The following is a 26,692-nucleotide window of genomic DNA, read 5'->3' on the forward strand; positions in this document are numbered from 1 at the left end:
TCCAACTCTAGGCCTTAAATCGCTATCCTACTTGGCCCGGGTTTCCGTCGAAACGGCAATCCATCACCTGCTTTGTGAATAGCTGAGCTGCCTTTTGGGAAGGTGCAAATAAGTCCTCGTGGCACTCTGGCTTGCACAGCAATTGGCGTTCAAGGTATCTGACTGAAGGCATGCCGGGGCCTGTCGAAGTCGGATAACGCAGAGAGCCGGTTGCTGTGAAAGCCCCAAAGGGCGTGGCTTACAGGCCTATCTGCTGTGTTGTGCTTCTTACAAAGGACTAAGGCCATTTGCGGCGAACCACGCCTTGCATCCAGGCCTGTAAGCCGACGCAGAGCACACATGGGACTTGTTCGCACCTTCCTTAGCACAGACGAAAGTCCACAGTAGTTAGCCGCAAGGCTGATGACTCTGGGGGATAAGCTGCAGATGCAGCTCGCCATCTTCAGTAAGCCCCAAGGATTGCCAGCCGAGATGGCGATAGAAGCCTTCGGCGCGGGTACCCGGCTCGGTACTGAGTTGCAGCTTGCTGCAGCCACCGGCGTGGAGCCAGTCAACAGCTTGCTGTAACAGAGCCTTACCTATGCCCTTTCCTTCCGCCTCTTGAGCGATAAAAAGCGCCCAAATTCTGGCATCATCACGGTCGGCGCAGGTAAAGCCGAGCAGTTGGGTGTCAGTCTCGGCAACCCAGCTTCGCCGCCGGCCGCTCAGGTAACCGAGATAACAGGCATGAGTGATCCGCCCGGGATCCTGCAGGCGATTTTCGCTCACATTCAACCTCAGTGACATCATGGCGGGGATATCGCTTAACCTGGCGATGCGTATGTTTATGCTCATGCTCGCGTTTGCGGCTAAAAAGACTCTCTTCATAGTGCTCAAATTAGCGCCAACTTAAGGTGACTGTCCAGTTGCCGAGAGTCCGGTTGCCTTGAAACGATTAAGGCACTGGCACTGGCACCGGCATTGTCATCTTCACCAAGCACCATATTCCTTGGACATCGCCAGCACATTATGGCGTGAAAACCACACAAGTTGGCGCCAATACCAAAGCAACACCCAGCCTGATGCGGCACCATGCCGTTGCTTAACAGAAAAGCTTAACCGGGACATCCCCCGGGATAGACCAATAAGGAGCCGAAAATGAAGCTGGATCCCAAAGAGAAATTGTTAGCCGGCAGAGTGCAACAGATATTGGGCCGAGTGCTGACCCGCGCCGATTGGCAACTGGCATTAACGCAGGACTTTCATCCGGAGTATCGTCAGTGGGTGGATGGTAAGGAGCTGGATTACCGGGCCTTTTGTGCTCACATTCACTGGCTCAGAAGCCAGGTAAAAATTAGCGAGATCGGCTTTGAGCAGCTTATTTGTCAGCAGCAAAAGGTGTTTTCCTGTCATAGAGTGGCGGGAGAGAAAGCCGATGGCAGCCGATTCAGCATCAGAGTATTCGCCCTATTTCAATTCGAGGCCGAACGTATTATCCGCACCGACGAGATGAGTTGTGTGTTAATCGGCGATGATAGCGCCAAGCGACTGGCGCAGAGCTACTGAGGATATGACTGGCGCCGGAAGAAATTGTGATAAGCCGCCGAAAACGCACTGAGATTCTGATAGCCAAGCTCCAAAGCCACCTGTGTCATCGGCTGCCCTTGCCGCAGTCGGCGCTGGGCTTCGAGCATAAGGCTACGACGGCGCCAGTCCTTAAAGCTCACCCCCAGGCACACACGGAACAAGCGATTCAGCGTCCGCTCGGAAGCGCCGCAGTGCTTGGCAAAATCCTCTAGACGCAGCTTAAGATTGGGTGAACGCTGCATGGTTTCGATAACTGGCAATAGCCTGGGGTCCAGACTCTGGTAAAGCGGCTCGAGCCGGCCTTGAGGCTGAAGCTGACACAGATTATCCTGCAGCACTTCAAGATAGGCGGCCTCCTTGTCTTCAGTGACAGTTTCCAGTCTTTGCAGCAGCGCCGACCACAGTGGACTGACGCTCATGGGCGCAGGTCCTTGATGCAATCCATGAGACTGCCAATGCTGCGGCAATACCTCGGGCCGCAAATAGAATAAACTGCAGCGTGTATGTTTCAGCAATCTATGAGCATGCTCGCACCCGGGCGGCAGGTGCAGGAGTTGACCGCTGAGCAGCAAGGACTCGGCTTGGCCACTCTCCAGCAAAACCGCGCCATGATGCAGATAGATAAGCTGACCGATATCGTGGCTATGGCACCCTGTGGCGTCGCTTTCACTGTAGTGTCTCAATAAATGCCGCATCGCTTTCCCTTATCTCCTTGCCTTGACACAATCTTCCGGCTCATGCCCGGAACGCAAGCATAGCGGCGACGTCCCCTTTCGCTCAAGCGAGCTTGGTTCAAGGTTCCCACAAAGAGCAAACCACAGGCAACAGGACTGCAATTGTAAGATGCCTGAATATACGCTAGGTTTATTCAGTTAATTCAGCCAGATAAATCTGGCAAACGTCAGTACACAAGGATGGTCGCCATGAACGAACAACGCCCCGACTTTATCTACCCTCCCGGCTCAGTGCTTATGCACTCTCCTCTGGTGTTAACCCAGGCCGATATGTACGGCTTTTTCCTCAAGGGCAAGCTTGCCAATTTACAACAGAGTGTCGATCAAACCCTGAACCGGGTCGCCAACAACAAGATGCATTTCAAGGTGTTGTCTCCTTATGTACTGACAACTTTCACTCAAATCGCCAAGGCTTATTCCAGTGTCGAGGTGGATCGCAACAAGGGTTGGATTCAGGAAACCGATATCATCACCTGGGTGATGGTGGGCAAACAGGCCGGTGCGGATTCCGGCGAAATCAGCGAAATTCTGTTTCAGCCGCTGCATATCTGGGTCAATGATGCGATGGCATTGATCAATGGCCGCGAGCTGTTTGGTTATCCCAAATACGCCTGCGAATACCGGATGCCTGGCGTAGATGAGCCGCTGACCGAACTGTCGTTGTCGGCCAAGAGTTTTCAAAAATTTTCCCCGGATGCCGAACTGGCAATGGCACCACTGCTCCAGGTTAAGTGTAGACCGCAGCAGGAGAATGCCCTCTCTCCACTCGAAGCCATAGGCCAAACCTGGGACTTTATTCAGGCCCAAAGCGACTTTATTCCCGATCTGGATGCTCTTGGAGCCGAGCAGGTATTCGAACTGCTGTTCAAACCGGCGGTGGAGCAAGTTTTCCTGAAGCAGTTCCCCGACGCTTCCGGTACCAAGGCGGTATATCAGGCGCTGCTGCAGGCGCCGGCCAGAGTCAACAAGGTGCATCATCTGTCGCTGCTGGATAACTCCCTGGTGGCCACCGTCTTTGCCAACGACAGCTTCCCGCTGGCCGACACCCTGGGGGTACAACTCGGCGAGCAGCAGGTGTTGCTGCCCTACCATGTGAATTTTGACTTTGAGGTGCCGCCGGGCGAAGTGTTGGTGGACAACTCTGTGGTCAAAAAAGAGAAAATTGCCATTCTCGGTGGAGGCGTTGCCGCCATTACCGCGGCTATGTGCCTGACCGAACAACCCGGCTGGCAAAACCGGTACCAGATAGATATCTATCAACAGGGCTGGCGCATTGGTGGCAAGGGAGCCTCCGGGCGCAATGCCGCCATGGGGGATCGTATCGAAGAGCATGGGCTGCATATTTGGTTTGGTTTCTACCAAAATGCCGCCGCCCTGATGCGCAAAGCCTATGAAGAACTGGGGCGAGCGGATGACGCGCCGCTGGCCAGCTTTGTCGAAGCGTTCAAGCCCCATAACTTTATTGTGCTGCAGGAGCAGATAGATGGCCGCAGCCTGAGCTGGCCCATAGAGTTCCCGCCTATGCCGGGGATCCCGGGCGACAGTACAGAAACCCTGACGCTGTGGAAATTGGTCAAGGCGGCCTTCTACTGGATCCGTCAATGGTTAAAACAGATGGATGAAGTCGATGAGGCCGTGGCCAAGGATAGCCCCAGAGACTGGTTCTCCCGCGACTGGTTTGAACGTCTGAACGATCGCATCGAAGAGGCGCTGGATGACGCCAAAGATAGCCTGGAAACCCTGGGGGACAAGCTGGAGTGCCGCTTCAACCAGCTGATATGCCAGGAGTGTGACGATCACCACCACGACACTGTCGAGGACGATGGCCTAATCGAGAGTGCCGTCGATATACTGCATCGGCGTCTCAACCGCCGCTTTGGCGATCACTTGAGTGGCAATGACGAGCTCAGGCGCCTCTACATAGGTGCCGACCTCGGTCTGACCATACTCAAGGGGATGTTTGTCGATGGGGTATTCAAGGGCGGATTCGATGTTATCAACGGCTATGACTACCGCGAATGGCTGCGTCGCCATGGCGCCAGCGAGCGCTACACTGTCGATTCAGCACCGGTCAGGGGCTTCTACGATCTGGTGTTTGCCTACGAGCAGGGCGATTTCTCCCGCCCCAATGTGGAAGCCGGCACCATAATCCGCTCCATGTTGCGAATAGCCCTCTGCTACCAAGGGGGCGTGATGTGGAAAATGCAGGCCGGCATGGGCGACACAGTATTCACCCCCTACTATGAAGTGTTGAAACGCCGCGGAGTGAATTTTCACTTCTTCCATCAGGTACAACAGCTGCATTGTCAGGGGCAATCCGTCAGCAGCATAGAGATAGTGGAGCAGGCCAGCCTCAAACCCGGACTCAGCGAGTATCAACCGCTGGTGGATGTCAAAGGACTCGGCTGCTGGCCAAGCGAGCCTCTGCTATCACAACTGGATGAAACTCAAGCCAGATTAATTGCCGAAAACCGGGTCAATCTGGAACACTTCTGGAGTGATTGGCCGCAGCTGTACCAGCAAGAAACCGGCCACGTTCTGCCGGTGAAACAGCTGCGTAAGGGGATTGATTTTGACAAGGTGATCTTCGGTCTATCCATAGGAGCCGTTCCTCATGTGGCTAAAGAGGTGATGACCCAAAGTCCGGCGCTATCTCAAGCTGTGGCCAAGGTGCAAACCGTGGCGACCCAGGCCTATCAGTTGTGGCTCAACACAGATCTCAACGGCCTTGGCTGGCAACTTTTTCCGACTTCCGGCGAAGAGCCTGTGCTGTCGGCCTTCAGCGAGCCCTATGACACCTGGGCCAGTATGGATCAATTGATTGACAAAGAAAGCTGGCCGATAGGCAGCGTCAAAAATGCCAGTTACTTCTGCTCGGCGCTGCCGGTTGCCGAATATCCACCCAGAGAGCAGAGTGACTTTAACCAGCAAATGAATGCCGTGGCCAAGTCCGGGGCTCTGGGGCAACTCGAGCATCAAATAGGCAATCTCTGGCCGGAAGCCAAAAATGGCTTTGTCTGGGATTGGCTGCACGACCCGGAGGAACGTCAAGGACAACAGCGCTTTGACAGCCAATACTGGCGTGCCAATGTCGACCCGTCCGAGCGGTATGTGTTGTCGGTGAAAGATAGCTCGCGTTTTCGCATCACCACAGACGGTACTGGGCTGGATAACCTCTATGTCACCGGCGATTGGATAAAAACAGGGCTGAATGTGGGCTGCGTCGAAGCCGCAACCATGGCGGGTATGCACACCTCCAAGGCCATCAGTGGCTATCCGCGCCATATCAAGGGTGAGGAAGACTTCTGATAGGCATCCAGGCGAGATTTAGCCTGTTCGACTCAGCTTTGGACTTGCTCTGGACTAAGCTCCTGACTTAGCCCAGGAATTAGTCCCGAAATTAGCCCCGTGAGTTTAGCGGGGCAGGCCTTCGGCTGCTGCAAGTTGTCTGGCGTGCAGCTCACGGCGACGCAGACTCTTGCACTGATACAAGTCTTTGTCGACGGCGCGGACCCAATCCTGGATCTTTTCTTTATCTGTACTGGTGGCAGAGCCATGATTGACACAGAGCTCGGCAAAACCTTCACTGGCAATACGCTGCTCCAGCCTCGGCAGTAAGTTCTGCAGTTGCTGCGCCTCGGCTTCCGGCAACAGCAAAGCAAAGTCATCGCCACCGATACGAAAAGGCTTTAACTTGGCCACAGACCAGCTCTTTAGCTCTTCGGCTATCGCCAGCAGCAATCTGTCCCCTTCCCCATGCCCCAGGGTGTCATTGACCCGTTTCAGCCCCTCAATATCCAGCAATACCAACATATATCCCGGCTTGGGCATGCCACTACTCAGGCAAGTATCCGCCAGACTCTCATCATAGGCCAAGCGGTTGGCAAGACCTGTGAGGCTATCACTGCGGGCTCGCTCCCAAGCGATGCCCAACTTGCGGATATACTCCTGGCGCTCTTCCGACAAGAGTTTGAGCTTGCTTGCCAACGCCAAGGACAGCAGCAGAGCATCGGCAGTGCCGCCCAGCAGAGTCGCCAGCTCGGCATACTCAAAGAAGTCCGGGGTGATACCCATGTTACCGGGCAATATGATGATTGCCGGCAATAGCAAACAGCTGAAAGCCATGATGAAATAGCGTGCCGGCGAGAAGCCTTTCATCAGACAGACATTACCGCAAACTATCGCCAGTCCAATCCAGAGCATGATAAGCACGGAAGCAATAATCGCCGTGTAGGACAAAAGCCAGATACTGGTAGGCAGAGCCAGCACACAGGCCCACAGTAAGATGCGGCTGAGACGCCAAAGCTTGGGCGAATAGAGAGAAAGCTGCAAAAAATTGTTATAGAACAATATGTTCAATATTGGCAGGCTGATAAAGAACAGGTGGTGCAACTCGAGTTGCCGAAACTGAAACAGGTGCACAGGCAAGTGGAAGGTCAAGGCCCAGCCGCAGAAGTAGGCCAGCACATAAAGACCGTACCAAAAAAACGCCTTGTCACGGGTGGTAAAGAAGATGAACAGGTTATAGCAGGCGATAAAAATCAAGCCCCCGAGGCATAGCACCACGGCGGTGGCATGCCTGTCGGCACTGAGCCTGTGTTCCCTTTCCGGTGCCAGACGGATCTCGGGTGCCGATGAGTAGTAACGGCTCTCGACCTTGACCACCAACCAATAGTCTATCCCTGGCTTGATGGTGAACCGCCTGCCGTAATCAAACAGATACTGATAGTCGGCATCATAGCCAGAGTGGGCTTGTTGCATGCTGCCATCCTGCCCAAGCAGCAGAAGGTCGATGGATTCTATGATGGAATTGCGTACGTCTATGACCCAAGTCTGTTCACGACTGGCCACCCGCAAAGGGTTCACCATCCAGTAACTGCCACCACTCAAACTCAGGCTGGTTTCCTGTTGCGCTCGGATCCAGGCAGGTACCCCCTCGAATGAGGTCGGAGCCAGCTGTTGTGGCTCAGCCTTAAGAATGTAGCTGTTGTCGAGCACCTGAGCGGCCCAGGCACCAACACTGAATTGGAACAGAACAAACGCAAGCAGTAGCCTGAAAAGGTAACCTGGGTGTTTATCCATATTGAAGGGCGAACGTTTGTCTGTCGGCAAATCGATTTCCGTCCAAGACCATGGCCGTATCCTTATCCCTGAGCACAAAAACGCCCAAGGCACTGAATCTATTTTTATTGTTGGTGATTTAACTCTATTTCGGCTAATGGCATTTTGCAATCTGGCTCACGGCATTCGTGACAAAATTCTGTCAGGAAACGCAAGTTTGCCACGAGCTGATGACAAAAAAGTGTAAATTCAGTCGATTCTGACCCTATCCCCCACCAACTTGAGCATTTCTGTAGCGACATCCACTTGAGCGGCCAATACTAAAAAGTACCACCCCACGGTATTGCCTGTGCCCCTGATACTCAGATAATTACCCCAAAACTGCATCCCGGACTTGAGCAAGTTGTCACGACTGGCACGATTCTCTTCTCTAACTGTAGCAAACAATAGCCGAATCCCCATTTCCCGGGCGATTTGGATCCGCTTTCGCGTCAAGGCCGCCGCAATCCCCCGCCGCCTGTACTCAGGATGCACCATTAAATACCCAAGCTCGGCGATATCTCCTCGCCCGGCCTTAATCACAGCGCAGCCCACCAGCTCCCCGGCCCCGTTTTGCGCCACTATCACGGCACGGGAGGCCATAAAGGCCTGGTGATTCAAGGGGTGAGCATTATCATCGCGGCTGTCCACCAAAGCGCAAGCGGCAGCAATCAAGTCAGGGCTTTGGGCCAGGGAAACCGTGATTTCCTGGGTAGGATTAGGCATAGATACTCCTTTGGTGACTATACTTGGCGGATATGTGAGCTATTGAAGGGGACATCCCCCATAAAACTTAACCTCGGATTAACCAGATTAACGTATGGCCACAGGTAAAAGCCGCAATTAGTTCGGGAAGGTGCGAATAAGTCCTCGTGGCACTCTGGCTTACACAGCAATTGGCGTTCAAGGCATCTGACTGAAGGCATGCCGGGGCCTGTCGAAGTCGGATAACGCCGAAAGCCGGTTGCTGTGTAAGCCCCGAAGGGCGTGGCTTATAGGCCAGTCTGCTGTGTTGTGCTTCTTGCAAAGGACTGAGCCATTTACTGCGAACCACGCCTTGCATCCTGGCCTGTAAGCCGACGCAGAGCACACATGGGACCTGTTCGCACCTTCCTTATGTTAGCCCCATTGAGGGAGTTTGTGGCAGACAACAAACATAATTCTCTGAGTAACCCCCGGTAATCGGGTAGCTGTCACGCTCCGGGAAACAACAAGAGGAACCAAGATGAAAAATCGTATCTCGACTATTGCACTGCTTTGCGGCTCAGGCCTATTTCTGACGGCCTGTGGTGGTAGTGACAATGACACCCCGCCGACACCGACGCCTGATACCGCCAAAGTCAGCTTTGCCGTGTCTGATGCCCCGGTCGACAGCGCCGAAAAAGTGGTAGTGGCATTTGACAAAATTGAGCTGGTAAGGGCGGGACAGGATAACATCATCCTCGAGGTCTCCGGACCTAACGGCGAGGACTACCGCCAACTGGATCTGCTGGAATATCAAGGCAGCGACAGCGCCCTCATCCTCAGCGATGCCGAGTTGGAAGTAGGCACTTATTCAGAACTCATCCTGCATGTATTGGATGAATCGGTCGGTTCAGATCTCAGCTATGTGATCGACGAAACCGGTCAAGTGCCACTCAAACAACCCAGTAATAAACTGCGTTTGGGCAGCTTTGAGGTTGGCAGCGCCGGCGTTCAGCGTTTTACCATAGAGTTTGACCTGCGCCGTAGTCTGGTGGAGAACCAAAATGGCCAGCGTTACAACCTCAAGCCTCATGGCGTGACTATAGTCGACAACGCGACTGTGGCTTCATTGTCCGGCCAAGTGGATATCAACCTGTTCAACGCAGGTGAATGTGCTGCCGATAGCGGTAACTTTGTCTACCTCTATCCCGGCCACGATCTGGACCCAACACTGCTGACCGACAACCTGGATCCGGATGTCAATCAGAATGCCGTACCAGAAGGTGCCGTAGTGCCTTACAACTCGGTCGAAGTAGAGTATGAAGTGGGTAACTTCGGCAAATACGCCTTTGGCTTTATTCCCGCCGGGGATTATACAGTAGCCTTCAGCTGCAGCGCGGAAAATGACGATCCAGAGCAATATGATGGTCTTATCATTCCCAACCCTGCCCCTCAGTTGCATCAGGTCACCCTGAGCAACCAAACCGACACTGTGCAAGATTTCAATGCCGTTGTTGCCCAGTAAATTTCAAAGCCTTTTGTGAAAGGGAGCCTGTGCTCCCTTTTCTTTTGACTGTCTTCTATTGAGCCCACTTTGCAGAAGTGGTCAATGCTGTCACGTAAAAAGCTAACGACTATAGATACAGCAAGGTTGCCAATCCAAGGAAGGTAAAGAAGCCGACAACATCCGTGACCGTGGTCAGGATCACCGAGCCGGAAAGCGCAGCATCCTGATTGAATTTCTGCAATATCATGGGTACTGCCACCCCGGCCAAGGCCGCAACCAGCATATTGACCAAAATTGCCACGGCTATCGTCATACCAATCAGGTTATCGTCAAACCAGAGCCCGGCCACCAAACCTATGAGTATGGCCCAGAGAATGCCGTTGAGTGCCCCTATCCCGAGTTCGTTCTTCATCAAGGAAAACAGGTTGCCTATGGAAATCTGTCCCATCGCCATGCCGCGGATCATCAGGGTCAATGATTGCGATCCGGCAATACCACCCATAGAAGCCACTATCGGCATCAATACCGCCAGCGCCACTACTTTTGCCAATACATCCTCGAACAAACCTATGGTGGCAGAGGCCAAAAATGCCGTCAGCAGATTGATCCCCAGCCAAATGGCGCGGCGACGCGCGCCCTTGACGATAGGCGCAAACAGGTCATCGGATTCATCCATACCGGCCGAAGCCATCAAACGCGCTTCATAGTGTTCTCGCACCAAGGCGGTTGCCGTTCGCAGCGTCAAGCGGCCGATTAAGGTGCCTTCTTCATCGACCACCGGCAGCTCAATGTCTGAGCTATGCTCTATCGCTTCGGCCGCCTCTATCAAGGATGAATCGGCCGACAATACCCGGCTGTCCGGTTCAATAAGCGAAATAAGCTGGGTTTGTGGATCCTGGCGAAAAATCTCATAGCGACTGACTGTCCCCTGGTAATGATTATCCTCATCCACCAGATAGAGATTTTCGCAGCAATCCAAGTCAATGCGGCGGAAAAAACGCTGCGCCTGTTCCACCCGGCTTTTGTTACTGAGCACCAAGGCCTGATGTTCTGTGTAACGGCCTATTTCATTTTCCGAGTATTGATCATAAAGCTCGTAGCGCTTGCGTTGCCGCTCACCCATTTGCGCCAAAGCGCGGTCGATAAAGCTGTCGGGCAGATAATCGCTCCACTCGATCATCTCTTCAGCTGACAGCTGCGCCAGCAACAGATCCACCTCTTCCACAGACATCTGCCTAAGAAGGCTCATCCTGGGTTCGGCGCGCATCAAGCTGAGCACAGCCGAGCGCTCAGCAAAGGCTATCTGATTCCAGCGCTCATAGCGTTCATCCAGCGGCAAGGACTCCAGCAATAAGGCTATAGTGCCAGGTTCGGCCTCTTCAAGGATCTCACCAAAGACCTCGGCCTGAGCTTCGCCCTCCAATAGCGTTAACTGCTGTACCACCTGCCCCACTTCTGCTTGAGGTTGAAGCTCCGGCTCGGCTGCTGTTTGTGTCACTCAACTCTCCTCCCTTTCTTCTTGTTGGTATGCGCTTGGGTCAACATTTAAATTGCACACAAATAAATTGCTGACAATAAAACTTGTGATATATAGTAAAGCCTCAACCAAGGAGCCACTATGTCTAACTCAATATACGCTATCCCACTGGAGAATATCCAAGGACAACAAACGGATCTCAGCGAATTTCAAGGCCGGGTCATGTTACTGGTCAATACCGCCAGTGCCTGTGGCTTTACTCCTCAGTATGCCGGATTGGAAAGCCTGTATCAGGAATTCAAAGACCAAGGCCTGGTTGTACTCGGCTTTCCATGTAACCAGTTTGGTGCTCAGGAAAAGGGCAATGAGCAGGAGATCCAGTCCTTCTGCGAATTGAATTTTGGTGTCAGCTTCCCACTATTTGCCAAGCTGGAAGTCAATGGCCCCAATGCTCATCCCTTGTTTAAACTGCTCAAGCAGCAGGCCCCTGGCGTGTTGGGTTCAAAAGGGATTAAATGGAATTTCACCAAGTTTCTGGTCGATCGCCATGGCAAAGTCATCAAGCGCTATGCTCCCACAACCAAACCCGAGGCTCTGCGTGAACAGATTCACCAACTGTTACAGGATAAATAATCAATTGAAAAATAAACCAATTAAAAAAACATGACTATTTTTTGCCATTCTGGGGGAACCAAAACATCACTAAAGACTCCAACATAGTGAGCAGTGAATTTACTTTTTCATGTTCATCATTCTCCCTAAGGGGCTTCTAGCGCGGCCCCATTGATCTTCGATAGATCATAAGGCAGTCCTTAATGGCTGCCTTTTTTTATGCCTGCCGGCTCCCCAAGAAAAATCTCTTTATGGCTGAACTTTTTCTCTCCGAATGGCTCTGAATAAGTGAAGCGATTTTAACGGTTTCATCATCATCTCCCTTTGGACTGAGATACTGGAGCTAGCGCACAAGATCTTTGTCCCCTGCATTTTTTAGGCAGTCCTTTGGACTGCCATTTTTATTCTCTATTTTCATGCTGTTTGGAGACTTGCCTTTAATCATGCTTGGCATGTCGCAGATAAAAAACTTATCCACCAGGGAAACTTTTTCGTCAAAGCCGACTCTGAATAACTGAACCTTTTTCAAGTGTTTCATCATCACCTCCCTTGGATGGGAGCCCAACGCTAGCGCAGCGGGTTTTCATTCTTTGCATGACTTAGTTTTGTACAACCTAGTTTTGTACGAATTTGTATGGCAGCCCCTTGGGTTGCCATTTTTTTATCCCCGGTCTTTCATTGCATACCAAGGCCTGCAAAAAAAATTTCTCTTCCAGGGAAACTTTTTCGTCAAAGCCGACTCTGAATAACTGAACCTTTTTCAAGTGTTTCATCATCACCTCCCTTGGATGGGAGCCCAACGCTAGCGCAGCGGGTTTTCATTCTTTGCATGACTTAGTTTTGTACGACCCAGTTTTGTACGAATTTGTATGGCAGCCCCTTGGGTTGCCATTTTTTTATCCCCGGTCTTTCATTGCATACCAAGGCCTGCAAAAAATTTCTCTTCCAGGGAAACTTTTTCGTCAAAGCCGACTCTGAATAACTGAACCTTTTTCAAGTGTTTCATCATCACCTCCCTTGGATGGGGGCCCGACGCTAGCGCAGCGGGTTTTCATTCTTTGCATGACTTAGTTTTGTACGACCCAGTTTTGTACGAATTTGTATGGCAGCCCCTTGGGTTGCTATTTTTTTATCCTACAGCTCGACTCATTCGGATAGATAAATAGTTAATGCCAATATTGCCATTCAAGAAAATGAAAAGACTGAGTCAAAATCACTGTAAGAGCATAATGTGACAGACTTTTTGGGGTTCTACTGATAGGCGTGAAGCAAATAAAACTGAATTATTTTGCTTGGTGCGGGAACTCGCGGAAAAATCGGCAGTCAGAATTAGTGAACCGAGTGTTTCATCATTATCCTCCCTTCAAGATGGTTTCTAGCGCACCATCCAGAGTTTAGATTGAACTCTGACAGCGACCCAAATGGGTCGCTTTTTTTATGCCAGGATTTTACTGTTTGTCAGGCCCATTGAGGTGCGGTTTGTGAACTTTGCAGGAGCGTGGTCAGCATATTGGCCAGCTTATCCAACATCAGCTTCAACCCCTTTGGCATACTTTGAACATCTATGCCGAGCAGCAAGTTTTTAACCTCGAGGCCCAATTCGGTATCGCCTTCAATACTGAGTCGGCGCTGGAAAAACAGGGTGTCAGGATCCTCTTTGGCAGCGGCGACCAGCAAGAGTTCGGCGCTATTGGCACTGAAGGTGACTTCCGGGGCCGTAAAAGGCCGCACCTTGAAACCTTGTTCGAAACTGACTTCAAATGCCAACTCCATGTCCTCGACCCGAACGCCCACCCATTGCCCTTCAAGAAAGTCCAATTCACCATCCTTAACCTGTTCGCTGAGCAATACCGCCAATAGCTGCTGCAGTACGTTCGCCTTGATGGCGAAGGGAACCAAGGTCAGCGGTTTTCCAACCAACTTGGGAGCCAGAGTGAGAATATCGCGCGCCGCCTTGGCGGCTAAAGCCGTGCGCATCTTGAGTTACTCCTGATTAAAATGCCAAAACTCCGGCAGTCTAACCAAGTTTTATGATCATAAACCTGTTTTATATCAATTCTGTGAGATCCAAAGGTCGATAAACTGCGGCTTTGTTTGTAATTAGGGAGAAAGTTAACATGGAACTCCTGTGTCCGGCCGGGAACTTGGCATCACTCAAGGCTGCTCTCAACGCCGGCGCCGATGCCCTCTATCTGGGGCTGAAAGACGACACCAATGCCCGCTCATTTGCCGGACTGAACTTCACACCGACCAAACTGCAACAGGCAGCCAAAGAGGTAAAGTCTCAAGGACGCAAGCTGTATCTGACTATTAATACCTTTCCGCAACCGGGTGAAGAGAAACGTTGGTACCAGGCCGTCGATCTGGCCGCCAACACGGATATAGATGGACTGATCATGGCCGATCTGTCGCTACTGGATTATGCCCATAGCCACTACCCTCACCTGCCGCTGCATCTTTCGGTACAGGCCAGTGCCACCAATCTCGGCGCCTTGGCACTTTATAAGCGTGAATTCAACATTGAGCGCGCCGTACTCCCCAGAGTGCTATCCATCAAGCAGGTCAAAGATCTTGCCAAGGCCAGTCCGGTTGATCTAGAAGTGTTTGCCTTCGGCAGCCTGTGTATCATGGCCGAAGGGCGCTGTCAGTTGTCTTCCTATGTGACCGGGGAATCGCCCAATTCAGGTGGCTCCTGCTCACCGGCAAAACATGTGCGCTGGCAGGAAAATCAGGGCTGTCGCCAGACCCGCCTCAACGAAGTCTTGATTGACAGCTCGGGGTTGAACGAGCAGATGGGCTACCCGGTTGTGTGCAAGGGACGTTATCTGACCGAAGAAGACAGCCAGCCGGGCTTTTTGCTGGAGTCCCCCACCAGCCTCAATACCCTGGACTTGCTGCCGGAACTGGCCCAGGCCGGCATAGTGTCACTTAAAATTGAAGGTCGCCAACGCAGCCCCGCCTATGTGGAACAGGTTACCCGGGTTTGGCGCCAGGCGCTGGACACCTATCAGAATGCGCCGGAGCGGTTCCAATCCAAACCCGAATGGCATGCCGCGCTGGCCAAAGTATCCGAGGGACAAACCACCACGCTGGGTGCCTACGAGCGCAGCTGGCAATAGGAAGTTTTCTATGAATATTTCTCTTGGCCCGCTGCTCTATTGCTGGCCCAAAGCACAAGTGCAGGCCTTCTACCGTGAAGTTGCAGACAGCACTATTCCACTGGTTTATCTGGGTGAAGCCGTTTGCAGCCGCCGCAGGCAGATGAAGTTTGCCGATTATCTGGCCCTAGCCCTTGAGCTCAAAGCCGCCGGCAAACAGGTTGTATTGTCGACTCTTGCCTTGATAGAGGCACAATCCGAGCTTAAAGAGCTTAAAAAGCAACTCGATAATGGCGAGTTCATAGTTGAGGCCAATGATATGGCCGCCGTTGGTATGGCGCGGGAGCAGGGACTGCCTTTTGTCTGTGGTGCCAGTATCAATAACTACAACAGAGCCAGCCTGGAAAAGCTGCATCAATGGGGCATGCAGCGCTTTGTGATGCCCATTGAGCTGTCAAAAATGTGGCTGCAAAAAGTCACCGCCCCGACGCCAAACTTTGAAATTGAAGTACTGGGTCATGGTTATTTGCCATTGGCGCACTCGGCCCGTTGCTTCACCGCCCGTCATCAAGGGTTGGCAAAGGATGACTGTCAGACGGTATGCATCAAGCATCCAAAAGGCCTGGTCGCCCAGACCCAGGAGCAACAACCACTATTGCGACTCAACGGCATACAGACTCAGTCGGCAGCCCGCTGCGATCTCAGACGGGAAATACCAGAAATGAAACGTATGGGTGTTGACTGGTTCAGGGTTTCACCGGATGGCCATGACTCCATCGCTTTGGCGGAGTCTTTACTGCAAAATGCAGGGAGTGAAGTCGATGCTGAAACAGGCAAAGAAGCCTGTAATGGATACTGGCACGGCGCACCTGGCATGGTCTATAGACGTTAGCGTCAAGGTCTTAAGCAAACCCGTGCTGTGGGCTTTTCCGGCCTTTAATAAGGACTTTCAACAGGCTCCTGTTCATCGGGGGCCTTTTTTGTGCACAGCAACAAACACAAGACCCAGAGCATAAAGCTGCCGAGCCCCAGCCATTCGAGGACTGCCGGCCACCAAAAGTCAGGCCGAGGTAATTGCAGCACCAACTCATGGTAAAAGGGGTTATCCCCCTCGGTAATACCAAGTTCAAGATGCGGTAGAAACAGAAACGCGCCCAGACTGACGCCGCTGATAAGCGCCGGGATCAGAGTCCACAGAGTGGCGGCACCAAAGGGGCGCTGCAGCAGATAAACCAGGTAGCAGCCGACACTGATACAGCCAAAGATAAAAAACCACTTCAGCATCAGGATATGAAGGTGATAGACATTGACGGGAAACAGGCCAACACCGGCCAGGGCCATACAAGTCAGGGTCAGGCTGAGATACAGGAGATGGCCGCTCAATAAGCGAGACAACTGCAGGGTGAATAACCAACAGAGCACCAGGCTCAAACTGCCGAAGAACAAACCACCATTGAGCAGTACCGCCAACTTAGAATGGCCATAACTGCCCAGCTCACTCAGGCTGTGATTGAGCAGGCTGAACTCCCGCCCATCGCCGCTCTGATAGCCCCAGATAACCAAACCCAGGCCAAGCAGCAGTCCAAAGAGTCCCAGCAAACCAAAGCTCAACGCCATTCTTGCCAGTCTCTGTCTTCTTAACATGCCAGTGTATGCCCCGGATTCATTTTCTGCTGTCTAACTTACATGCTCCAGATTTTTTTTAAAGCCCGGGCAAGGTCTTTTTGCGTTACCGATCGCTTATTTACCCGAGTTTAAACAACAAAATTCGCTTCCGGTCGAATTATTGCACTTTGATGCCTCGGCCATTCTTTGCTGTTCTGGCATACCCTCCCGCAGGAGATGACAGTAACCTTGGTTAGCAAGATCATGCCGGGTCTGGAAACTGCAGTTCCGCCCAAGAGCAAAAATACAGCGCTAGCAGATTTCACTGTGTCCAGCCGTTGGATTGCTTGTTTGCAGAGTTTTATCCCGACTAAAACACTGGCCATCGAAGTTTTCAATTAGTATACATATCAATAACCTGCAAACGCTTTACCTCTAAAAAAGTTGCAAAAAGCGCTCACTCAAATAACCACAAAAATGTTATGCTTATCACACTTAAAACGATAATAAGGCCTGAATCAATATCGGGCCACTAACTCTGAGCCGGAATTAAAGATGTCCAGAAGGAATTCCACCACCACAGACAGGGAAGTCTGTCTGCAATCCACCGACGAACTCATTTCCACCACAGATCTTCGCGGCGTTATCACTTACGTCAACCCGGCCTTTGCTGAGATATCGGGTTTTTCTGAAGCCGAGCTGTTGGGCCACAGCCACAACATGGTTCGCCATCCCGACATGCCCAAGGCGGCCTTTGCCGAAATGTGGCAATGCCTCAAGGCCGGCAGTTCCTGGCGGGGATTGGTCAAAAACCGTTGTAAGGACGGTGGTTTTTACTGGGTCGATGCTTTCGTGTCCCCCATCTTTGAACAGGGAAAAATCATTGGTTATCAATCTGTCAGGGTTAAACCCAGTCAAGGCACCATCAAACGGGCCATCAAGGTATACAGTCGCCTGAATCAGGGCAAAAGAGTCAAAGATCCGCTGACGCTGACGCAAAAACGCTTGCTTTCGGCACTGGTGGCCGGCTCTGGCTTACTGCTTAGCGGCTATATCTGGGGCTGGGGCGTGGTGTTGGCCGGAGCCATGTTGATGGCGCTCAATCTGGCTATCTTCTATGACGAAGCCTTTCGTATTCCGGCACGATTGATGGCACTCAAGCAAGAGTACGATTCTGTCAGTCGCTTCATCTATGCCGGGCACGATACGTCATCCGTGCTCGAATTTCAGTTGCAGCGTAAGACCGCCATGCTTCAGGGCGTTTTGGGCCGGACTCAGGATCAAGCGCTTAAAACCAATGATATTGCCGCTCAGTTGGTGGTGGCCACAGAGCAGGCCAGAGTCGGCATGGATCTGGAACAACAACAGATGCAGCAGATAGCCAGTGCCATCGAAGAGCTGCATGCCACTATCAGTGAGGTGGCTGACAACACCCAGGCAACCTCAGGCCGTATAGATGAGGCTTATGGCCTATGTCGTCAAAGCCGGGATGTGATGCATCAGAACAGTGAACACATTCTCCACCTGGCCGATGATGTTGCCAGGGCGGCTTCCAATGCCAAACGCCTGAACGATGAAGCACAGCAAGTTGCCAACGCCATGTCGGAAATCGACGCCATTGCCGACCAAACCAACCTGCTGGCTCTCAATGCAGCCATAGAAGCAGCCAGAGCCGGCGAACAGGGACGCGGCTTTGCGGTGGTCGCCGATGAGGTCAGAGCCTTATCCGGCCGCACCCAGCAGTCCACCAAGAGTATATCTGCCAGCATAGAGGCCATGTTCAGCATGCTGACCCAGTGGGCCAATGAGATGGAAGCCAGTAGACAACAGGCACAGAAGTGCGCCACCGAAGCATTGTCGGCTGTGGAGTCCATCAACACAGTTAACCAAGGGATGGCTGAAATACACGATCTCGCCAGACAAAACGCCGTGGCGGCAACCCAGCAAGGGCAAGTAGTGCAAGAGATAGCAGGCGGCATACAGACGATTCACGGCGCCACCAATGACAATGTCAGCGCCCTGTGTCAGGTTGAGCAAGCCGTATTGCAGTTAAAGGCCAGTGCCGACAGGTCGCTGAACCTGAGACAGACTTTCGGCTGATACCAAAGCCCAGGTTCAGCCTGAATAACAAATATTTAACCATTTCTTTTTGAAGGATTTTTCATAAGGAATTGCTCAAATAATAATTAAGCAAGGACAGGAAATAACTATGCTGTTGTGATCAAAGAGACAGAACTGACAGCGAATGAATTTACATAGCCGCGCTAAGGGGGTAATCTTGCCCCCTTAAATTCGGGGGCCGGTTGAATGAAAATGCATTCAGAGCCAATATTGCCCCTGGCGAGTAGCTTTGTTACTCATCCAATTAGTGTAGATTCAGGGTGTAATAACCGTGGCAGACGAAAAACAACCCCGCAACATAACAACCATACTCACCTTCCTGGTGCCATCTCTGCTCGGCGTCTTACTCTTTATGACGCCTATCAGCTATAACAACGAACTGACCATTCCTGTGGCGGTGTTGGCCGGTGAACTCAAGAATTTGCTCAATGATTATTTGACCAGCATAATTTGCGCCATAGTGGTATTTACCGCCACGGCCAGTGTATTGGTGAAACTCCTGCGCCCCGGTTTTATCCGCCGCAGCAAGTTTCTCAATTCCCTGTTGAATATCAGCCCTGCCTGGCTCTTGGTCAGGGTTTTGGGCGCCATATTTATCTGTCTGACCTTCTTCCAGGTTGGCCCTGAGATGCTCATAGCCGATTCCACCGGCGCCTTGGTGATGAATGGCCTGTTGCCACTGTTGTTCTGTGTATTCTTTTTTGCCGGTATGTTCCTGCCTTTGTTGCTCAACTTTGGCCTGCTGGAACTCTTCGGAACCTTACTGACCAAGTTGATGCGGCCGGTGTTCAACCTACCGGGACGCAGCGCCATCGACTGTATGGCCTCCTGGCTCGGGGATGGTAGCGTTGGTATTTTGCTGACCAGTAAACAGTATGAGAACCGCTTCTATACCCAGCGTGAAGCGGCGGTTATCGGCACCACCTTCTCGGCAGTCTCCATCACTTTTACCCTTGTGGTACTCACCCAAGTGAAACTGCAGGCAATGTTTGTACCCTTCTACCTGACAGTCTGTCTGGCCGGCATTGTTGCCGCCATAATAGTGCCCAAGTTGCCGCCGCTGTCGCGCAAGAAGGATGTTTATGTTGATGGCAGCCCCAGACAGAAAGATGATGAGTCGCTGCCAGAAGGTCATAACTCTCTGTCCTGGGGACTGGATCTGGCGCTCACCAAGGCGTCCCACACAGGTGGCGTATTCAAGGTGCTCTCCGAAGGGGTGAAAAATGTCATCGATATGATCTTCGGTGTGCTCCCCGTCGTAATGGCATTAGGTACCATAGCTCTGGTCATCGCCGAATACACCCCGGTATTTAACTATCTTGGTAAGCCTTTTATTCCATTGTTGGAACTGATGCAGATCCCCGAAGCTACCCAAGCCTCCAAGACTATCGTCGTCGGGTTTGCCGATATGTTTATCCCCTCGATTCTGGCCACCAGCATAGAATCCGACATGACACGCTTTGTGATTGCGGCGCTGTCTGTCACCCAATTGATCTACATGAGTGAAGTAGGTGCCTTGCTTATCGGCAGCAAGATACCGGTGAAAATTTGGGAGTTGTTTGCCATCTTCCTGCTGCGAACCCTGGTTACTCTGCCTGTGATTGCCGGGATGGCACATCTACTGTTCTAAGGGCAATTTAGCCGGACTTCCCCACAACGGCCGCTACATGCGGCCGTTTTTTATTTCTAAGCACTAGAATGTGCTCACAAAATTCGCATTTCGGCCACCAGCATCTACACTGAAAAAAGTTCGTTTTTGAGGCTTTTCGGTGAAAATCTTTGCGTTGCTGCTCCTTTTTACGGCACTTTGGTGCCTCGATAGCCTGACGCCGTCATTGGGCTATCGCCCTGTCCTTGAGCAATTTCAGGCCGAAGACGGCTTGTCGATGAACACTGTCAATGACCTCGCCACAGACGATCGTGGTCACCTGTGGATAGCCACACAAGCCGGACTCAACCGCTTCGATGGCGAACATTTCAGAATCTACAGTAAGCAGGACGCTCCCTACGGTCCTAGTGGCAATCACATTGAAAGGCTACTGTTTTCAAGCCAGAAGGAGTTGTGGCTGCTGACCTTGAGCGATGGCCTGAATCTTTATCATCCGGACAGTGGCCGCTTTGAAATATTGGGTGCCGAAGCCGATCTGCCGCTGACCGGGATCCGCGAGCTGGCAGAAGACAAGCAAGGCATGCTCTGGCTGCTGATGGATGATGCCAAGGTTTGGCGCTACGACCCAAAACGCCGCCAACGCCTGGATAGCCAGCAGCTTCAGACAAATACCGTTTCACAACTGAGGTTTTATGCAACGCCTTCCGGCGACTTGTATCTTGCAGGAGACTCGCTCTGGCAGCTGGATGACAGCAAGTCCTGGCAACAGATGACAATATTGCCGCAGTCTGCTCAGGTAGAGTCTCTGATACAGGCCAAAGACGGCAGTTTATGGCTCGCAAGCAAAGGAACGCTCTGGCACTGGTCTTTGGGAACCGAGGCCGTGCCTTACTCCATCAACCAACTTGGCGATGCCGGCATTCGGCATATGGTTTTGGATCCACAGCAACGTCTCTGGTTGGCGGTGGATAAACTCGGTCTAGTGCGGTTTACACCTCAAACCCGGGAGCTTCTTTGGCAACAAAACAGCGATGGCAAGACCATCCAGACGCTGCATCTGGATGACAGCAACCAACTTTGGATAGCGACCAAGGGAGCCGGTCTCGGTAAGCTGGATCTCAATCAGGAAGCCATGGGAAAACTGCTCCCCAACAGTTTCGAGAACCACAACCTGGGTAATGGCGATGTCAGAGCGATTTTTCGCGATCATCTGGGGCAACTCTGGGTCGGCACCGCCAGCGGCCTTTATCAGGCACTGGAGTCTGACTCGGGCAAAATTCAAGGCTTCAAACCCTCGCCGCTGGCAAGCCAACTGCTGGATAAGGCCTTTATCGGTTTTATCAAAGAAGACAGTCAGGGCCGGCTGTGGATTGGCACCCGGGGCGAAGGCTTACTGATCTTCAATGCCGAGCGCGACAGCTATCTGCACTATCGCCATCAGGCCAATGAACCGGGCTCACTGCCGGCCAACACCCTCTACAGTTTAACCTTTGATCAAAGTGGCATTGCCTGGATAGCAACCAAAGAAGCCGGAGTCAGCCGTTATCTTGGTATCGAAAAAGGCTTTGCCGCGCCGGACGCCACGCCGCTGCCCAAAACAGAAACCACTTCGATACTGGAGGATAACGGCGGCAATATCTGGATCACCAGTTACGGTGAAGGCCTATTCAGGCTCAAGCCGGATGGCAGTGTATCTCATTGGTCCACGGATACTGAAGTCCCTCTACCCAGCAAGCACCTGTTTTCCATCTACCAACATCCGGATGGACAGTTATGGGTAGCATCCAGCGACGGCGTATTCTCATTCGCCCCGGATAGCGGGCAGTATCAAATGTTTGACCGCCAACACGGCCTGATAGGCGATGTCGCCTACCTGATGCAACATGATGCCGACAACAAACTCTGGGTTGGCAGCGCCAGCGGCCTGTCGTGGCTGGATCCCGCAACAGGCACAAGCCGGAATTTTGCTTATGAAGATGGCTTGCAAGCCAACGAGTTCAACTTTGGCGCCGGATTTCTCGATCGGGACGGTAGCCTGTTTCTCGGCGGTGTAAAAGGCCTCAACCATATTCAGCCCCCCGCTTTACCCGCGAGGAAACCTCCGGAGCAGCCGATCATAGATGAACTGCAGGCCCTGGGGCAAACACAAGAGCACGCACCAAAACCCTGGAGCCGACAGAAACTGGTTCTGGGGGTTGATGCCTTGCCGCTGAGTCTCAAATTCCACAGCCCGAACCTGCATCACGCCAGGCATCTTGAGTATCAATACAAACTCGAAGGCATGCAGCAGGAGTGGCTCAATACACGGGGGGCCAGAACCGCCTTCTTCCCGGCGCTCAAACCCGGTGACTATCGCTTTATGGTCAGAGCCGTGGATATTGACGGCAATACCAGCCCGGCGCAGAGCCTGCAGCTGAGCATAACCCCCAGGCCCTGGCAAAGCCCCTGGGCTTATACTATTTACAGCTTATTGTTGCTGAGCTTGATATTTGGCTTTGCCTATAACAGGTGGCAGAAGTTTATTGAGCAACGAAAACTGCTGCAACAGGTGGCGAGCAGCGAGCAAAAGCTGCAACTGGCACTTATCGGCAGTGGTGATGAGTTTTGGGATTGGGATTTGCAGGCTCAGGAGGCCAATCGCAATAACGCATTTCTCTGGTATCCCGAGCCCGAAACCCACCTGAAAGATACACTGGAGCGCTGTGTCCATCCCGAAGACTTGCCGCTCATCTGGCCCGAGATTGATGCCTGCCTCCATAAAGGCCGGCAAGAATTTGAACTCAGCTATCGCGGCAAGACCCAGGACGACAGCTGGCTTTGGGTACTCAACCGTGGCCGGGTCATGGCCAGGGATCAAGAGGGGCGCCCTTTAAGGATTACAGGAACCATCAAGGATATTCAGAAACTGAAAGAAACCGAATCGGCACTGCGTCGTTTCAATCAGGAGTTGGAGCAGAGGGTTAAACAGCGCACTGAAGCGCTGCAACAGAGCAATGATGAACTGAACCACACACTGGAAGAGTTACGACTGGCGCAGTCTGAGCTGCTGGATAAGGAGAAAATGGCCACACTTGGTGGTCTGGTTGCCAGCATCACCCATGAAGTCAACACTCCCATAGGTATCTGTGTCACCGCGGCTTCGCATCTGGCGGAGAATGTTAAAGCCTTCAACAAGCGCTTTTACGCCGAGGATGTCGATCAGCAGGATTTCGAACAGTACCAGAGTGAAGTGGCCGACTGCAGCCGACTGATGCTGACCAACCTGGAACGCGCCGCCAAGCTGATCCGCAGCTTCAAACAGCTCTCCGTCGATCAGTCCCATGAAGAACTGCGGGAATTTAACCTGGGGCACTATCTGGATGAGATTTTCCTGTCGCTCAACCCCATGTTGCACCGCTCGCCTCACAAGTACAGCTATCAATGCCCAGCCGACATCACCCTCAACTCCACTCCGGGCGTCTTTTACCAAATTATCAGTAACCTGTTTACCAATTCGCTGGTACACGCCTTTCCAGAAGGAAGCGAGGGACGGATGTCGCTCAATGTCAGCCGCACAGATAACGGCATAGAGCTTGTCTACCGTGATGATGGTTGCGGCATGAACACCGAAGTACAGCAGAATATTTTTGTTCCCTTTTTTACCACCAAACGCGGTAAAGGCGGCAGTGGCCTGGGGATGAACATAGTCTATAACCTGGTGACTCAAGTACTTGGCGGCGAGATCCGTCTGATCAGTGCACCGGGTCATGGCAGCGAGTTCCGCATCATACTGCCAAATGATATAGAGGTAAGTTCAGGGGCGTCACAATAAGGTCATCAAGACGTCACTTCAAAGTCAAATAACCGACTTAGAGTCTTTCACAGTCAAACCCGTTTCACTGGTTTTATCCAGGAGCCGCGATGAAAGACAGCAAGTCATTGGTCAACAAACCATCGACATTTCACCCATCCTCCCGCCGCGCAGCCGAGTCTGTCATCAAGCTCAACGCCCTCTGGCTCTCGGATATTCACCTTGGCAGCATTGACTGCAAGGCCGAATATCTGCTGCATTTCCTAAACAGCGTTCAGCCCAAGGTGCTGTATCTGGTGGGGGACATAGTCGATATCTGGGCCCTCAAACGCCGGGTATTCTGGCCCGAGAGTCACAACCAACTGCTGCAAAAACTGCTGCAAATGGCACAGAGCGGCATCAAGCTGGTGTATCTGCCCGGCAACCATGACGAGCTGTTTAAGGATTACCACCAGCTGCAACTCGCCGATGTCATTATCAGCAAAGAGTACCGACATCAAACCCTGAGTGGCAAGACCCTGCTGATGCTGCATGGCGATCAGTTTGACTCCGAAGTCTGTATCGGCCGCATCACCGCCCGCCTCGGCGATCACCTCTACGATGTATTGATGTTTCTCAACCGCCAGTTGCACAAGGTTCGCCGCCGTCTCGGTTACCCCTATTGGTCTTTGGCCGGCTTTATCAAGCAAAGAGTCGGCAAGGCTCAACAAGCCATCAACAGTTTTCGCGAAGCCGTGGTGCGTTATGGCCGCAAGCAGAAGGTGGACGGCATCATCTGTGGCCATATTCACCAGCCGGAGCTCACGGAAATGAGCGGCTTTATCTATGCCAATGATGGTGACTGGGTAGAGAACTGCACCCTATTGACTGAAACCCTCGAGGGCGAGCTGCAACTCGAGCGCTGGAATGAACAACTGGGCCGGACCGAAGTACTGAAACGCTTCGCCTGGCAGGGACAAGAACAACAAGCTGCTTAAATCAGGTACCCCATTATGATGTTTACCGTCGATAAAGTCGTGGAATCCAATCTGCCCAATATCAACAGCAAGCCTTGGCTCGCCAAGCCAACCAAGGCCTTACTGCGTTATCTGCTCAATGAGCGGGAGTGCAATGATATCGCCGGCCAATTCAGTTTTCTCAAGGGCGTGGATTTTGTTGAACAAGTGCTGGAAAGCTTTGCCGTCAGCTATACAGTGCCGGACAGTGAGGTGGAAAACATTCCCCATCAGGGCCGGGTCGTTATCTTCGCCAATCATCCGATAGGTTCGCTGGATGCTCTGGTGCTGATAAAACTAATCAGCGAAGTCAGGCCTGACATTAAAGTAGTTGCCAACGAGCTGCTGATGACACTGACGCCACTGCACAACATCCTACTGCCTGTTCGTAATATGACAGGCGGAACCCCCAGACAACACCTGGAGAAGATCCATCAACATCTGCGCAGTGAAGGCGCTGTGCTCATCTTTCCATCGGGTGAGGTATCCAGGCTCAGACCAAACGGCATTCGCGATACCCAGTGGCAAACCGGCTTCCTGAAGATGGCTATCAGCTGCAATGCGCCGCTGCTGCCCATGTATGTCGATGCCAAGAACTCGGCGACCTTTTATGGTGCTTCCATCTTGTATAAACCTTTGGCTACCCTGCTGTTGGTCAAGGAGATGTTTAAACAAGCCAGTAATACTCTGCCGGTGCGTATCGGCGAGCTTATCCCGGCCGAAGCGGTCAGCGGCAGTGACTTCCCACTCAAAACCCGGGTCAGTCTGCTGAAGAACCACCTCTATCGCATAGGCAAGAACCGCAGCCCACTGTTCAACACCCAGAGCGCCATCGCCCATCCGGAAAAACGTCGTGAGTTGCAACAGGCTTTACTGCAGTGCGAACAACTTGGTCAAACTCAGGATGACAAGCAGATCTTCCTCTATCGCCATCAGGGCAGCAGCCCAGTGATGCGGGAAATAGGTCGGCTGCGGGAGCTGGCTTTTCGCGCCGTGGGTGAAGGCACGGGAAAACGCAGAGACATAGACAAATACGACTCCAGTTATCTGCACCTGGTACTCTGGGATCCCAAGGAGCTGGAGATAGTCGGCGCCTACCGTTTTGCCGAAGTCGCCCGCTTGCACAGTGCAGGTGAAAACCTCTACAGTGAGTCACTGTTTCACTATCAAACAGAATTTGCTCCCTATTTCGCCAAGGGCCTGGAACTCGGCCGCAGCTTTGTGCAACCTAAATATTGGGGAAAGCGCAGTCTCGATTATCTCTGGTACGGCATAGGTGCCTTTCTGGCTCGTCATCCCGGCTACCGCTACCTTTTCGGTCCTGTGACCATAAGCAATCAGTTGCCGGCACAGGCCAAGGAGATGTTGGTGCACTTCTACCTGCAGCAGTTTCCCTGTAAGACACAGCTGGCACAGTCTTTCACGCCTTTTGGTCTGCCTCCTGAGCGCCAGGCTGAACTGGATAAGCTCTATGTTGATTCAGATTACCAAGGCGCATTCAAATTGCTCAAGCAGACCCTTGCCAGTATGGGCGCCGCTGTGCCAACTCTCTACAAGCAATACGGCGAACTTTGCCAGCCTGATGGGGTGCGCTTTCTCGCCTTTGGAGTGGATGCCGACTTTGCCGACTGTATCGATGGTTTGGTGCTGGTGGACTTGGACAAGCTCAAGTTCAAGAAACGCAGCCGCTATATCGATTGTCATCTGCAAGAACTCAATCAGCAAGATGACAACGCTCCGAGTTAGCATTATTGACAGGGCTCTGATATAACAAAGAAAAGGTTATGGAGGATC

19 protein-coding genes and 1 pseudogene are annotated in these 26,692 nt (G+C 52.3%); 11 read left to right on the forward strand and 9 right to left on the reverse strand.

Translation table 11 applies throughout. The features are described from left to right. Window positions 1-387: 387 nt before the first annotated feature. Window positions 388-834: a GNAT family N-acetyltransferase gene (locus tag E1N14_RS15460; RefSeq protein WP_037437176.1), complete on the reverse strand. Its 447-nt coding sequence runs from the start codon at window positions 832-834 to the stop codon at window positions 388-390. Window positions 835-1,137: 303 nt separating this feature from the next. Here E1N14_RS15460 and E1N14_RS15465 point away from each other — a divergent pair, with 303 nt between their 5' ends. Continuing rightward, a complete protein-coding gene (locus E1N14_RS15465) occupies window positions 1,138-1,545 on the forward strand; it encodes a hypothetical protein (protein WP_025010959.1) in 408 nt (135 codons plus the stop codon). Here E1N14_RS15465 and E1N14_RS22060 read toward each other — a convergent pair. Both E1N14_RS22060 and E1N14_RS22230 read right to left on the reverse strand, forming a co-directional pair. Further along, complete coding sequence (locus E1N14_RS22060) at window positions 1,539-1,985, reverse strand: helix-turn-helix domain-containing protein (protein WP_051547062.1); 447 nt, start codon at window positions 1,983-1,985, stop codon at window positions 1,539-1,541. The genes E1N14_RS15465 and E1N14_RS22060 overlap by 7 nt on opposite strands. An 18-nt stretch (window positions 1,986-2,003) precedes the next feature. Next, window positions 2,004-2,261: pseudogene (locus E1N14_RS22230) on the reverse strand (AraC family ligand binding domain-containing protein); the annotation flags it as partial. Window positions 2,262-2,489: 228 nt separating this feature from the next. Here E1N14_RS22230 and E1N14_RS15475 point away from each other — a divergent pair. Beyond that, a complete protein-coding gene (locus E1N14_RS15475) occupies window positions 2,490-5,609 on the forward strand; it encodes an NAD(P)-binding protein (RefSeq protein WP_025010957.1) in 3,120 nt (1,039 codons plus the stop codon). A gap of 105 nt (window positions 5,610-5,714) precedes the next feature. On the opposite strand, the gene E1N14_RS15480 is transcribed toward E1N14_RS15475, so the two are convergent. Both E1N14_RS15480 and E1N14_RS15485 read right to left on the reverse strand, forming a co-directional pair. Continuing rightward, a complete protein-coding gene (locus E1N14_RS15480; protein ID WP_062794013.1) occupies window positions 5,715-7,382 on the reverse strand; it encodes a GGDEF domain-containing protein in 1,668 nt (555 codons plus the stop codon). A 228-nt stretch (window positions 7,383-7,610) separates the two neighbouring features. Further along, window positions 7,611-8,126 carry a GNAT family N-acetyltransferase gene (locus E1N14_RS15485; protein WP_025010956.1) on the reverse strand — a complete coding sequence of 172 codons (516 nt, stop codon included), beginning with the start codon at window positions 8,124-8,126 and terminating at the stop codon, window positions 7,611-7,613. A 499-nt stretch (window positions 8,127-8,625) separates the two neighbouring features. On the opposite strand from E1N14_RS15485, the gene E1N14_RS15490 reads away from it, so the two are divergent. Then, the gene (locus tag E1N14_RS15490) at window positions 8,626-9,609 is read left to right on the forward strand and encodes a DUF4382 domain-containing protein (RefSeq protein WP_062794023.1); all 984 of its coding nucleotides are present in this window, start codon (window positions 8,626-8,628) and stop codon (window positions 9,607-9,609) included. Window positions 9,610-9,718: 109 nt separating this feature from the next. Here the strand turns inward: E1N14_RS15490 and E1N14_RS15495 are convergent, their stop codons facing one another. Then, a complete protein-coding gene (locus E1N14_RS15495; protein WP_028779822.1) occupies window positions 9,719-11,089 on the reverse strand; it encodes a magnesium transporter in 1,371 nt (456 codons plus the stop codon). Window positions 11,090-11,209: 120 nt separating this feature from the next. Here E1N14_RS15495 and E1N14_RS15500 point away from each other — a divergent pair, with 120 nt between their 5' ends. Next, entirely contained in the window at window positions 11,210-11,701 is a 492-nt protein-coding gene (locus E1N14_RS15500) for a glutathione peroxidase (protein WP_025010955.1), read from the forward strand. A 322-nt stretch (window positions 11,702-12,023) separates the two neighbouring features. On the opposite strand, the gene E1N14_RS15505 is transcribed toward E1N14_RS15500, so the two are convergent. Together E1N14_RS15505 and ubiT are read right to left on the reverse strand one after the other, a co-directional pair. Next, the gene (locus E1N14_RS15505) at window positions 12,024-12,221 is read right to left on the reverse strand and encodes a hypothetical protein (RefSeq protein ID WP_025010954.1); all 198 of its coding nucleotides are present in this window, start codon (window positions 12,219-12,221) and stop codon (window positions 12,024-12,026) included. 917 nt (window positions 12,222-13,138) lie between these two features. Then, entirely contained in the window at window positions 13,139-13,657 is a 519-nt protein-coding gene (ubiT, locus tag E1N14_RS15510) for a ubiquinone anaerobic biosynthesis accessory factor UbiT (RefSeq protein ID WP_025011922.1), read from the reverse strand. A 140-nt stretch (window positions 13,658-13,797) separates the two neighbouring features. On the opposite strand from ubiT, the gene ubiU reads away from it, so the two are divergent. Continuing rightward, window positions 13,798-14,799 carry a ubiquinone anaerobic biosynthesis protein UbiU gene (gene ubiU / locus E1N14_RS15515; protein ID WP_044734919.1) on the forward strand — a complete coding sequence of 334 codons (1,002 nt, stop codon included), beginning with the start codon at window positions 13,798-13,800 and terminating at the stop codon, window positions 14,797-14,799. A gap of 10 nt (window positions 14,800-14,809) precedes the next feature. Next, window positions 14,810-15,670 carry a U32 family peptidase gene (locus tag E1N14_RS15520; RefSeq protein ID WP_028779817.1) on the forward strand — a complete coding sequence of 287 codons (861 nt, stop codon included), beginning with the start codon at window positions 14,810-14,812 and terminating at the stop codon, window positions 15,668-15,670. A gap of 44 nt (window positions 15,671-15,714) precedes the next feature. Here the strand turns inward: E1N14_RS15520 and E1N14_RS15525 are convergent, their stop codons facing one another. After that, window positions 15,715-16,422 (reverse strand): DUF998 domain-containing protein, encoded by a 708-nt coding sequence (locus E1N14_RS15525; protein WP_045283546.1) that lies wholly within the window; start codon window positions 16,420-16,422, stop codon window positions 15,715-15,717. A 516-nt stretch (window positions 16,423-16,938) separates the two neighbouring features. On the opposite strand from E1N14_RS15525, the gene E1N14_RS15530 reads away from it, so the two are divergent. The 5 genes from E1N14_RS15530 to olsF all read left to right on the forward strand — a co-directional run bounded on the left by E1N14_RS15530 (window position 16,939) and on the right by olsF (window position 26,644). After that, on the forward strand, window positions 16,939-18,483 hold the full coding sequence (locus E1N14_RS15530) for a methyl-accepting chemotaxis protein (protein ID WP_062793894.1): 1,545 nt from the start codon (window positions 16,939-16,941) through the stop codon (window positions 18,481-18,483). A 373-nt stretch (window positions 18,484-18,856) separates the two neighbouring features. Beyond that, window positions 18,857-20,134: a YjiH family protein gene (locus E1N14_RS15535; RefSeq protein WP_081782994.1), complete on the forward strand. Its 1,278-nt coding sequence runs from the start codon at window positions 18,857-18,859 to the stop codon at window positions 20,132-20,134. Between the two features lie 139 nt (window positions 20,135-20,273). Then, window positions 20,274-23,924 (forward strand): two-component regulator propeller domain-containing protein, encoded by a 3,651-nt coding sequence (locus tag E1N14_RS15540; protein ID WP_037437542.1) that lies wholly within the window; start codon window positions 20,274-20,276, stop codon window positions 23,922-23,924. Window positions 23,925-24,013: 89 nt separating this feature from the next. Beyond that, the gene (locus E1N14_RS15545) at window positions 24,014-24,880 is read left to right on the forward strand and encodes a UDP-2,3-diacylglucosamine diphosphatase (protein WP_025011918.1); all 867 of its coding nucleotides are present in this window, start codon (window positions 24,014-24,016) and stop codon (window positions 24,878-24,880) included. 15 nt (window positions 24,881-24,895) lie between these two features. Beyond that, on the forward strand, window positions 24,896-26,644 hold the full coding sequence (olsF, locus tag E1N14_RS15550) for a bifunctional ornithine lipid synthase OlsF (RefSeq protein WP_082813139.1): 1,749 nt from the start codon (window positions 24,896-24,898) through the stop codon (window positions 26,642-26,644). Window positions 26,645-26,692: the final 48 nt, after the last annotated feature.

Origin of the sequence: Shewanella algae, from assembly GCF_009183365.2 — a bacterium.
Taxonomy (GTDB): Bacteria; Pseudomonadota; Gammaproteobacteria; order Enterobacterales; family Shewanellaceae; genus Shewanella; species Shewanella algae.